This window comes from Streptomyces sp. WAC 04229, from assembly GCF_003947455.1.
In the GTDB taxonomy this organism is placed as follows: Bacteria; Actinomycetota; Actinomycetes; order Streptomycetales; family Streptomycetaceae; genus Streptomyces.
On record NZ_QHJH01000226.1, the window covers coordinates 1 to 11,376 of the forward strand.

At 70.9% G+C, this 11,376-nt stretch carries 9 protein-coding genes; 8 read left to right on the forward strand and 1 reads right to left on the reverse strand.

The window, feature by feature from the left end:
* The first annotated feature begins 11 nt into the window (after positions 1 to 11).
* A complete protein-coding gene (locus DMH12_RS33935) occupies positions 12 to 695 on the forward strand; it encodes a GH12 family glycosyl hydrolase domain-containing protein (protein WP_125495194.1) in 684 nt (227 codons plus the stop codon).
* Positions 696 to 734: 39 nt separating this feature from the next.
* Here the strand turns inward: DMH12_RS33935 and DMH12_RS33940 are convergent, their stop codons facing one another.
* Positions 735 to 1,748: a LacI family DNA-binding transcriptional regulator gene (locus tag DMH12_RS33940; protein ID WP_125495188.1), complete on the reverse strand. Its 1,014-nt coding sequence runs from the start codon at positions 1,746 to 1,748 to the stop codon at positions 735 to 737.
* A 289-nt stretch (positions 1,749 to 2,037) separates the two neighbouring features.
* Here DMH12_RS33940 and DMH12_RS33945 point away from each other — a divergent pair, with 289 nt between their 5' ends.
* The 7 genes from DMH12_RS33945 to DMH12_RS33975 all read left to right on the forward strand — a co-directional run.
* Positions 2,038 to 3,984, forward strand: coding sequence for an acyl-CoA dehydrogenase family protein (locus DMH12_RS33945; RefSeq protein ID WP_125495189.1), 1,947 nt, complete (start codon positions 2,038 to 2,040; stop codon positions 3,982 to 3,984).
* A 119-nt stretch (positions 3,985 to 4,103) separates the two neighbouring features.
* Positions 4,104 to 5,360 carry a 1-deoxy-D-xylulose-5-phosphate reductoisomerase gene (gene dxr, locus DMH12_RS33950; protein WP_125495190.1) on the forward strand — a complete coding sequence of 419 codons (1,257 nt, stop codon included), beginning with the start codon at positions 4,104 to 4,106 and terminating at the stop codon, positions 5,358 to 5,360.
* 8 nt (positions 5,361 to 5,368) lie between these two features.
* The gene (locus DMH12_RS33955) at positions 5,369 to 6,661 is read left to right on the forward strand and encodes an RIP metalloprotease (protein WP_125495195.1); all 1,293 of its coding nucleotides are present in this window, start codon (positions 5,369 to 5,371) and stop codon (positions 6,659 to 6,661) included.
* A 217-nt stretch (positions 6,662 to 6,878) separates the two neighbouring features.
* A complete protein-coding gene (ispG, locus tag DMH12_RS33960) occupies positions 6,879 to 8,036 on the forward strand; it encodes a flavodoxin-dependent (E)-4-hydroxy-3-methylbut-2-enyl-diphosphate synthase (RefSeq protein ID WP_125495191.1) in 1,158 nt (385 codons plus the stop codon).
* A 98-nt stretch (positions 8,037 to 8,134) separates the two neighbouring features.
* Positions 8,135 to 8,983, forward strand: coding sequence for a GNAT family N-acetyltransferase (locus DMH12_RS33965; protein WP_185832714.1), 849 nt, complete (start codon positions 8,135 to 8,137; stop codon positions 8,981 to 8,983).
* A 30-nt stretch (positions 8,984 to 9,013) separates the two neighbouring features.
* The gene (locus tag DMH12_RS33970) at positions 9,014 to 9,550 is read left to right on the forward strand and encodes a GNAT family N-acetyltransferase (protein ID WP_125495193.1); all 537 of its coding nucleotides are present in this window, start codon (positions 9,014 to 9,016) and stop codon (positions 9,548 to 9,550) included.
* 73 nt (positions 9,551 to 9,623) lie between these two features.
* A partial coding sequence (locus tag DMH12_RS33975) for a proline--tRNA ligase (RefSeq protein WP_260474440.1) occupies positions 9,624 to 11,376 on the forward strand: 1,753 nt, incomplete at its 3' end.

Here is an 11,376-nt window from a genome sequence, read left to right on the forward strand (position 1 = left end):
GTGTTGCCCCACTGGTCGCACGAGTTCCAGACGGCGCCCTGGGCGCCGCCCTCGGTCCGGCCTCCGCCCCCGCCCAGGCCGCCGTCTGGAACTCGTGCGACCAGTGGGGCAACACCACCCTGGACGGCTACATCCTCTACAACAACATCTGGGGCTCCGGTGCGGGCACCCAGTGCGTCTGGGCCGACTCCGGCACCAACTGGGGCGCCCGGGCCGACCACCCGAACACGGGCGGCATCAAGTCCTACCCGAACGCCAAGAAGGTGATCAACAAGCCGATCACCTCCCTCGGCTCGCTCCGCAGCAGCTACGACGTCACGGTCCCGGCGTCCGGCGCGTACAACACGTCGTACGACATCTGGGACACGGACTACGACTACGAGATCATGCTCTGGGTCAACCACCACGGAGCCGTCGGCCCGCTCGGCAGCCCACAGGGTTCCGTCACCCTCGGCGGCCACTCCTGGAATGTCTACAAGGGCAGCAACGGCGCCAACGAGGTCTTCTCGTTCCTGCGCACCTCGGACTCCAGCGCCGGCACGGTCGACATCCTGCCGATCCTGAAGTGGATCAAGGACACCAAGGGCTGGATGGGCGACGAGACCATCGGTGACGTGCAGTTCGGCTACGAGATCACCTCGTCCGCCGGCGGCCTCGACTTCACCACCAACAACCTGACGGTCAGCGGCGGCTGACCCACCGCACGCACCCCGGCCCCGGGGCCGGCCCCGCGCTCACGACCGCGCGGGCGCCGGTCCCGAGCTGGCCCGGACGGTCAGCTCCGGCGCGAGCAGCACGACCTCGTCGCTCCCGCGTCCGTCGAGCTTGGCGATCAGCTGCTCCACGGCCTGCCGGCCCATTTCCTGCGCGGGCAGGGCGACCGAGGTGAGCCGCACCGAGGCATGGGTGGCGACCTGCTCCGGGCAGACCGCGACCACCGACACGTCCTCGGGGACGGCCCGGCCCTGCTGGCGCAGCAGCGAGAGCAGCGGTTCGACGGCCGACTCGTTCTGGACGACGAAGCCCGTGGTGTCCGGACGCTCGTCGAAGACCCGGGCGAGGGTCGCGGCCATCGCGTCGTATCCGCCCTCGCAGGGCCGGTGCAGCAGCCGCAGGCCCAGCTCCCGGGCCCCGCCGCGCAGCCCGTCGAGGGTGCGTTCGGCGAAGCCGGTGTGCCGTTCGTAGACCGCGGGGGCCTCGCCGATGACGGCGATGTCGCGGTGGCCCAGCCCCGCCAGATGCTCCACGCACAGCGCGCCGGTCGCCCGGAAGTCGAGGTCGACGCAGGTCAGCCCGTCGGTGTCGGCCGGCAGACCGATCAGCACCGACGGCCGGTCGGTGCCCCGCAGCAGGGGCAGCCGTTCGTCGTCCAGCTCGACGTCCATCACGATCATTGCTTCGGCCAGCCCGCTGCCCGTGACCCGGCGCACCGCGTCGGGGCCCTCCTCGCCGGTGAGCAGCAGGACGTCGTACCCGTGGGTGCGCGCGGTCGTGGCGACGGCGATGGCGATCTCCATCATCACCGGCACGTACATGTCCCTGCGGAGTGGGATCATGAGCGCGATGATGTTCGACCTGCTGCTGGCCAGGGCGCGGGCACCGGCGTTCGGGTGGTAGCCGAGCGTGCGGATGCTCTCCTCGACCCGCTGCCGGGTGGTGGTGGAGATGGACCGCTTGCCGCTGAGGACATAGCTCACCGTGCTCGCGGAGACTCCGGCGTGCTGGGCGACCTCGGCAAGGGTGACCATCCAGCTCTCCAAGCGTTGTGAAGCGCTTCGACAGCGCGTGGGGTTGATATAGGGCGGACGAGGGTGGTTCGACAGTAGCTCCGGGGCGGACGGGTGTCCATAGTCTGTCGAAGCGCTTCGACAGCGTACTCCACCGCTTCTCCGCCCCACGCAGCCCGCCGCGGCATCGGCCGAACGGCCGCACGAAGGGTGGTGGGGTGGCCCGGTATCGGGTACATACGATCGGGTAGCACCGACTAGTAACGTACGTCCGCAAGTTCGCGCAGGACGAATCGTTGAGGTGAGCCTCATGTCCGCAGCAACCACCCCCTCCTCCCGGTCCACGGTCACCGAGCGTGAGGCCCGCCAGGTCGCCGAGGCGGCCCGCGAACAGGACTGGCGCAAGCCCAGCTTCGCCAAGGAGCTGTTCCTCGGCCGCTTCCGCCTCGACCTCATCCACCCCCACCCGTTGCCGGCCGACGACGACGTCCAGCGCGGCGAGGAGTTCCTCGCCAAGCTGCGCGACTTCTGCGAGACGAAGATCGACGGATCCGTGATCGAGCGCGACGCGCGCATCCCGGACCAGGTGATCACGGGGCTGAAGGAGCTGGGCGCCTTCGGCATGAAGATCGACACCAAGTACGGCGGTCTCGGCCTGACCCAGGTCTACTACAACAAGGCCCTCGCCCTGGTCGGATCCGCGAACCCGGCGATCGGCGCGCTGCTCTCCGCCCACCAGTCGATCGGCGTGCCCCAGCCGCTGAAGATGTTCGGCACCCAGGAGCAGAAGGACACGTTCCTGCCGCGCTGCGCCCGCACCGACATCTCGGCGTTCCTGCTGACCGAGCCGGACGTCGGCTCCGACCCGGCCCGGCTCGCCACCACGGCGGTGCCCGACGGCGACGACTACGTCCTCGACGGCGTGAAGCTGTGGACGACCAACGGCGTCGTCGCCGACCTGCTCGTCGTGATGGCCCGCGTCCCCAAGTCCGAGGGCCACAAGGGCGGCATCACCGCCTTCGTCGTGGAGGCCGCCTCCGAGGGCGTCACGGTCGAGAACCGCAACGCCTTCATGGGCCTGCGCGGCCTGGAGAACGGCGTCACCCGCTTCCACCGGGTGCGCGTCCCCGCCGCCAACCGCATCGGCCCCGAGGGCGCCGGCCTCAAGATCGCCCTCACCACCCTCAACACCGGCCGCCTCTCGCTGCCCGCCATGTGCGTCGGCGCCGGCAAGTGGTGCCTGAAGATCGCCCGCGAGTGGTCGGCGGTGCGCGAGCAGTGGGGCAAGCCGGTCGCGCTGCACGAGGCGGTCGGCTCGAAGATCTCGTTCATCGCGGCCACCACCTTCGCCCTGGAGGCGGTCCTCGACCTCTCCTCCCAGATGGCCGACGAGGACCGCAACGACATCCGCATCGAGGCCGCCCTCGCCAAGCTCTACGGCTCCGAGATGGCCTGTCTGATGGCCGACGAACTGGTCCAGATCCGCGGCGGCCGCGGCTTCGAGACCGCGGCCTCCCTGGAGGCGCGGGGCGAGCGCGCCGTGCCCGCCGAGCAGATCCTGCGCGACCTGCGGATCAACCGCATCTTCGAGGGCTCCACCGAGATCATGCATCTGCTGATCGCGCGGGAGGCGGTCGACGCCCACCTCTCGGTCGCCGGGGACCTGATCGACCCCGACAAGACCCTGGCCGACAAGGCGAAGGCGGGCGCGCAGGCCGGCGCCTTCTACGCCAAGTGGCTGCCCAAGCTCGTCGCGGGGCCGGGCCAACTCCCGCGCTCCTACGCCGACTTCCACCCCTCCGGCCACCCCGACCTCGCCGCCCACCTGCGCTACGTCGAACGCGCCTCCCGCAAACTGGCCCGCTCCACCTTCTACGCCATGTCCCGCTGGCAGGGCCGGATGGAGACCAAGCAGGGCTTCCTGGGCCGGATCGTCGACATCGGCGCGGAGCTGTTCGCGATGAGCGCCGCCTGCGTCCGCGCCGAACACCTGCGCGCCACCGGCGACCACGGCCGCGAGGCCTACCAGCTCGCCGACGCCTTCTGCCGCCAGTCCCGGATCCGCGTCGAGGAACTCTTCGGCCGCCTCTGGACCAACACCGACGACCTGGACCACAAGGTCGTCAAGGGCGTGCTGGGCGGCGCGTACGAGTGGCTCGAACAGGGCATCGTCGACCCGTCGGGCGACGGCCCCTGGATCGCGGACGCGACCCCGGGAGCCTCCCGGCGGGAGAACGTCCACCGCCCCATCCCCTGAGCGAGGCAGCCGCGGTCCCGGCCCCGTGGCCGGGACCGCGGCCCGGCACGCCCTCCCCGCGACACCCGTGCGAGGGACGCGCTGTCCTCCCGGAGGGCCGTTGCGGCCACAATGGGGGGATGAGCGACAGTCCAGCCCCACTCGCCGACCCCCACCTCGTCTACGACCCGGTGGCGGGCGACGGCCCGAAGGACGTGGTGATCCTCGGGTCCACCGGGTCGATCGGGACCCAGGCCATCGACCTCGTGCTGCGCAACCCGGACCGCTTCCGGGTCACCGGCCTGTCCGCCAACGGCGGCCGGGTCGACCTCCTCGCCGAGCAGGCGCACCGGCTGAGGCCGCGGACCGTCGCCGTCGCCCGCGAGGACGTCGTCCCCGCGCTGCGCGAGGCACTGGGCGCCCGGTACGACGGCCGGGAGCCGCTCCCCGAGATCCTCGCGGGACCGGACGCGGCGACCCGGCTGGCCGCCTCCGACTGCCACACCGTCCTCAACGGCATCACCGGCTCCATCGGACTCGCTCCGACCCTCGCCGCCCTGGAGGCCGGCCACACCCTCGCGCTGGCCAACAAGGAATCGCTCATCGTCGGCGGCCCGCTGGTCAAGGCCCTCGCCAAGCCGGGGCAGATCATCCCGGTCGACTCCGAGCACGCCGCTCTCTTCCAGGCCCTGGCCGCCGGCACCCGCGCCGACGTGCGCAAGCTCGTCGTCACCGCGTCCGGCGGCCCCTTCCGCGGCCGGACCCGGGACCAGCTGGCCCGCGTCACCGTCGACGACGCCCTCGCCCACCCCACCTGGGCGATGGGCCCGGTGATCACGATCAACTCCGCCACCCTGGTCAACAAGGGCCTGGAGGTGATCGAGGCGCACCTCCTCTACGACATTCCCTTCGACCGCATTGAGGTGGTCGTGCACCCGCAGTCGTATGTCCACTCGATGGTTGAGTTCACGGACGGATCGACCCTGGCCCAGGCGACGCCCCCCGACATGGGCGGGCCCATCGCCATCGGCCTCGGCTGGCCCGAACGCGTCCCCGACGCCGCCCCCAGCTTCGACTGGAGCAAGGCGTCCACCTGGGAGTTCTTCCCGCTGGACGACGAGGCCTTCCCCTCGGTGAACCTGGCCCGGCACGTCGGACAGCTCGCGGGCACGGCCCCGGCGGTGTTCAATGCCGCCAACGAGGAGTGCGTCGAGGCCTTCCGCTCCGGCGCGCTGCCGTTTCTCGGGATCATGGAGACCGTCACGCGGGTGGTCGAGGAGCACGGCACCCCCCGTACGGGAACCTCGCTCACCGTCGCGGACGTCCTCGAAGCGGAGACCTGGGCCCGCGCCCGGGCCCGGCAACTGGCGGCACAGACGGCGGAGGCCCGTGCATGACGACCCTGATGTTCATCCTCGGCATAGTCCTCTTCGCCGTCGGTCTGCTGTTCTCCATCGCCTGGCACGAACTGGGCCACCTCTCCACGGCCAAGCTCTTCGGCATCCGGGTGCCGCAGTACATGGTCGGCTTCGGACCGACGCTCTTCTCGCGGAAGAAGGGCGAGACCGAGTACGGCGTCAAGGCCATCCCGTTCGGCGGCTACATCCGCATGATCGGCATGTTCCCGCCCGGCCCCGACGGCCGCATGGAGGCCCGCTCCACCTCGCCGTGGCGCGGGATGATCGAGGACGCGCGCTCGGCCGCCTTCGAGGAGCTCCAGCCCGGCGACGACAAGCGCCTGTTCTACACGCGCAAGCCGTGGAAACGGGTCATCGTGATGTTCGCGGGCCCGTTCATGAACCTCGTCCTGGCGGTGGTGCTGTTCCTCACCGTCCTGATGGGTTTCGGCATCTCGCAGCAGACCACCACCGTCAGCTCCGTCTCCCAGTGCGTCATCTCACAGACGGAGAACCGCGACGACTGCACCAAGTCCGACCCCGCCTCCCCGGCCGCCGCGGCGGGCCTGCGGGCCGGCGACAAGATCCTCTCCTTCGACGGCGTACGGACCGACGACTGGGACAAGCTGTCCAACCTGATCCGCGCCAACCCGGGCGAGCAGGTGCCGGTCGTCGTCGAGCGCAAGGGTGAGGAGATCACCCTGAACGCGACCATCGCCACCAACCAGGTCGCCAAGAAGGACGCGAACGGCCAGATCGTCGAGGGCGAGTACGTCACCGCCGGCTTCCTCGGCTTCAGCGCCGCCACCGGCGTGGTGAAGCAGGACTTCGGACAGTCCGTGACCTGGATGGGCGACCGGATCGGCGACGCCGTCGACTCCCTCGCCGCCCTGCCCGCCAAGATCCCCGCCCTGTGGGACGCCGCCTTCGGGGACGGACCCCGCGAGGCCGACTCCCCGATGGGCGTGGTGGGCGCCGCCCGGGTCGGCGGTGAGATCGCCACCCTGGACATCCCGCCCACCCAGCAGCTCGCCATGTTCGTCATGCTGGTGGCCGGCTTCAACCTCTCCCTGTTCCTCTTCAACATGCTCCCGCTGCTGCCGCTCGACGGCGGCCACATCGCGGGCGCGCTGTGGGAGTCGCTGCGCCGGGCCGCGGCCAAGGTGCTGCGCAGGCCCGACCCGGGCCCCTTCGACGTCGCCAAGCTGATGCCGGTGGCCTACGTGGTGGCGGGCATCTTCGTCTGCTTCACGCTGCTGGTGCTGGTGGCGGACGTCGTCAATCCCGTACGGATCTCCTGATATCGGCACAATCCGAACGATCCGATGAGAAGCCCGATCCGGAGAGCCTGTCCCTCCGGGTCGGGCTTCACTCCGTTCGTCCGGCAGATGGACGCCAACGGGTGCATCTCGCGCGCACCGTGTCCCCGGCGTTCATGTGCGTGCCGTAATCTCGATTGCCGGAGCCCGCCGCAGAACGGGGCCGGACCTTGATCCACGACTTGGGGTTGTACAGCAGATGACTGCCATTTCTCTCGGCATGCCGGACGTTCCGACCAGGCTCGCGGAGCGCCGCAAGAGCCGGCAGATCCAGGTCGGCGCCGTGGCGGTGGGCGGCGACGCCCCCGTGTCGGTGCAGTCGATGACGACGACGCGTACGTCGGACATCGGCGCGACGCTCCAGCAGATCGCCGAGCTGACCGCGTCCGGCTGCCAGATCGTGCGGGTGGCCTGTCCGACCCAGGACGACGCGGACGCGCTGCCGGTGATCGCGCGGAAGTCGCAGATCCCGGTGATCGCCGACATCCACTTCCAGCCCAAGTACGTGTTCGCCGCGATCGAGGCGGGCTGCGCGGCGGTCCGCGTCAACCCGGGCAACATCAAGCAGTTCGACGACAAGGTCAAGGAGATCGCCAAGGCGGCGAAGGACCACGGCACCCCGATCCGCATCGGCGTGAACGCGGGCTCCCTGGACCGCCGCCTGCTCCAGAAGTACGGCAAGGCCACCCCCGAGGCGCTCGCCGAGTCGGCCCTCTGGGAGGCCTCGCTCTTCGAGGAGCACGACTTCCGCGACATCAAGATCTCGGTGAAGCACAACGACCCGGTCGTGATGGTCGAGGCCTACCGCCAGCTCGCCGCCCAGTGCGACTACCCGCTGCACCTCGGCGTGACCGAGGCCGGCCCCGCCTTCCAGGGCACCATCAAGTCGGCGGTCGCCTTCGGCGCGCTGCTCTCGCAGGGCATCGGCGACACCATCCGCGTCTCCCTCTCCGCCCCGCCGGTCGAGGAGATCAAGGTCGGCATCCAGATCCTGGAGTCGCTCAACCTGCGCCAGCGCGGCCTGGAGATCGTCTCCTGCCCGTCCTGCGGCCGCGCCCAGGTCGACGTCTACAAGCTGGCCGAAGAGGTCACCGCGGGTCTCGACGGCATGGAGGTCCCCCTCCGCGTCGCCGTCATGGGCTGCGTCGTCAACGGCCCCGGCGAGGCCCGCGAGGCCGACCTCGGCGTCGCCTCCGGCAACGGCAAGGGCCAGATCTTCGTCAAGGGCGAGGTCATCAAGACCGTCCCCGAGTCGAAGATCGTGGAGACCCTCATCGAGGAGGCCATGAAGATCGCCGAGCAGATGGAGAAGGACGGCGTGACCTCCGGCGAACCCTCCGTCTCGATCGCGGGCTGACCCTCCCCGCTCCGGCCGCGTCGCCCGGAGGGCGGCGCGGCAAATGCGTGGCAGGTACAGTGCGGGGACCAGCAGATCTCAGGGTGAGGCCCCCGCACGTGTTGACGCAGACCACCTCCCGCGTGCTCGAACCGAGCGACCTGGACGCCGCGCTCGCCATCCTCGACCGCGAGCCGGTCGCGAACGCCTTCGTGGCAGCCCGGGTGAACATCGCCGGGCTCGACCCGTGGCGCCTCGGCGGGGAGATGTGGGGCTGGTACGAGCAGGGGATGCTGACGTCCCTGTGCTACGCGGGCGCCAACCTGGTCCCCATCTGTGCCAACGAACGCGCCGTCCGCGCCTTCGCCGACCGCGCCCGTCGGGCCGGCCGCCGCTGCTCCTCGATCGTCGGCCCCGCCGACCAGACCGCACAGCTGTGGCGGCTGCTCGAACCCGGCTGGGGCCCCGCCCGCGAGGTCCGCACCCGCCAGCCGCTCATGGTCACCGACCGCATGCCCGGGGACATCGTCCCAGACCCCTACGTCCGCCGCGTACGCAAGGACGAGCTGGACCGTGTCATGCCGGCCTGCGTGGCGATGTTCACCGAGGAGGTCGGCATCTCCCCGCTGGCCGGCGACGGCGGCCTGCTCTACCAGGCCAGGGTCGCCGAACTCGTCGGCTCCGGCCGCTCGTTCGCCCGCTTCGACGCGGACGGCAAGGTCGTCTTCAAGGCCGAGATCGGCGCCGCCACCGACCGCGCCTGCCAGATCCAGGGCGTGTGGGTGGCCCCCGAGTACCGGGGCAAGGGCCTGGCGGCACCGGGCATGGCGGCGGTTCTTCGCTACGCCCTCGCGGACGTGGCGCCGGTGGCGAGCCTGTACGTCAACGACTTCAACACGGCGGCGCGACGGACGTACCTCCGGGTGGGCTTCCAAGAGGTCGGCGCCTTCATGAGCGTGCTGTTCTGAGCCCCGCGACAGGGCTGTAGGCTCCCCGCCATGGACCTCGTGATCGGCCCACTGGACCTCTCCGCGCACGTGGACGAGGCCCTGGCCGTGCAAGCCGCGGCGTTCGGACTCGGCCCCGACGAGGTCGCCGTCCGTCGCCAGATCGTCCTGCGCCACATGACCCACCCGGGTGCCCGGGCCCTCGGGGCCACCGTCGGCGGCGACCTCGTCGGCTTCGTCTACGGCATGCCCAACGACCGCACCCACTGGTGGTCCACCGTGGTCGAGCCGTACCTCCGCGCCCAGGGCACGGACGCCTGGCTGGACGACTCCTTCGTCATCACCGAACTCCACGTCCACCCGGCCCACCAGAACCGCGGCGCGGGCCGCTCCCTGATCACCACGATCACCGACAGCGCCACGGAACCCCGCTCGATCCTCTCGGCCATCGACACCGAGAGTCCGGCCCGCGGCCTCTACCGCTCCCTCGGCTACCAGGACCTGGCCCGCCAGGTCCTCTTCCCGAGCGCCCCCAAGCCCTACGCGGTGATGGGCGCCGCACTCCCGCTGCGCAGGCGGGCCGGATAACCGATTTCCACCGTGCGCGGCCCCCCGGCTAACCTCCTAGCACCACCCTTACGCAGCAGGAGACACGAGAACCATGGCCAACGCACCGGTCCAGCGCATGTCGAAGTTGATGGCGAAGACGCTGCGCGACGACCCGGCGGACGCCGAGGTCCTCAGCCACAAGCTGCTGGTCCGCGCCGGCTACGTGCGCCGCACCGCCGCCGGCCTCTGGAGCTGGCTGCCGCTCGGCAAGAAGGTCCTCGGCAACATCGAGCGCATCGTCCGCGAGGAGATGGACGCCATCGGCGCCCAGGAGGTCCAGCTCCCCGCCCTGCTGCCGCGCGAGCCGTACGAGGCCACCGGCCGCTGGGAGGAGTACGGCCCCGAGCTGTTCCGCCTCCAGGACCGCAAGGGCGGCGACTACCTCCTCGGCCCGACCCACGAGGAGATCTTCACCCTCCTGGTGAAGGACCAGGCGTCCTCCTACAAGGACCTGCCGGTCATCCTCTACCAGATCCAGAACAAGTACCGCGACGAGGCCCGCCCCCGGGCCGGCATCCTGCGCGGCCGCGAGTTCCTGATGAAGGACTCCTACTCCTTCGACGTCGCCGACGAGGGCCTGGCCGAGTCCTACGCCCTGCACCGTGCCGCCTACCAGCGCATCTTCGAGCGCCTCGGCCTGGACTACCGCATCTGCGCGGCCACCGCGGGCGCGATGGGCGGCTCGAAGTCCGAGGAGTTCCTGGCCCCGGCGCAGGCCGGCGAGGACACCTTCGCCGACTGCCCGAACTGCGACTTCGCCGCCAACACGGAAGCGATCACGTACGCCCTCGAGCCGGTGGACGCGGCCTCCGTGCCCGCCGCCGAGGACATCCCGACCCCCGACACCCCCACCATCGAGACCCTGGCCGCCTCCCTCGGCGTCGAGGCCTCCGCCACGCTGAAGAACCTCCTGGTCAAGGTGGACGGCGAGATCGTGGCCGTGGGCGTCCCCGGCGACCGCGAGGTCGACATGGACAAGGTGGAGGCGCACTTCGCCCCCGCCGCCGTCGAACTGGTCACCGCGGAGGACTTCGTCGGCCGCCCCGACCTGGTCCGCGGCTACGTGGGCCCGCAGGGTCTGGGCGACAAGGTCAAGTACATCGCCGACCCCCGCGTCGCGCCCGGCACCGCATGGATCACGGGCGCCAACAAGGCCGACACCCACGCCAGGAACGTCGTGGCGGGCCGCGACTTCGAGGTCGACACCTACGTCGACGTCGTGGTCGTCCGGGAGGGCGACCCCTGCCCGAACTGCGGCACCGGCCTCAAGCTGGACCGCGCCATCGAGATCGGCCACATCTTCCAGCTGGGCCGCAAGTACGCCGACGCCCTCAAGCTCGACGTCCTCGGCCAGAACGGCAAGCCGGCCCGCGTCACGATGGGCTCCTACGGCATCGGCGTCTCCCGCGCCGTCGCGGCCCTCGCCGAGCAGCACGCCGACGACAAGGGCCTCGTCTGGTCCAAGGAGGTCGCCCCGGCCGACGTCCACGTCGTCGCGGCTGGCAAGGCCCTCCAGACCGAACTGGCCCTCGAAGTCTCCGACAAGCTGGCCGCGGCCGGCGCACGCGTCCTGGTCGACGACCGTGCGGGCGTCTCCCCGGGCGTCAAGTTCACCGACGCCGAACTCATCGGCGTCCCCCAGATCCTGGTCGCGGGCCGCCGCTCGGCCGAGGGCCTGGTCTGGTCCAAGGAGGTCGCCCCGGCCGACGTCCACGTCGTCGCGGCTGGCAAGGCCCTCCAGACCGAACTGGCCCTCGAAGTCTCCGACAAGCTGGCCGCGGCCGGCGCACGCGTCCTGGTCGACG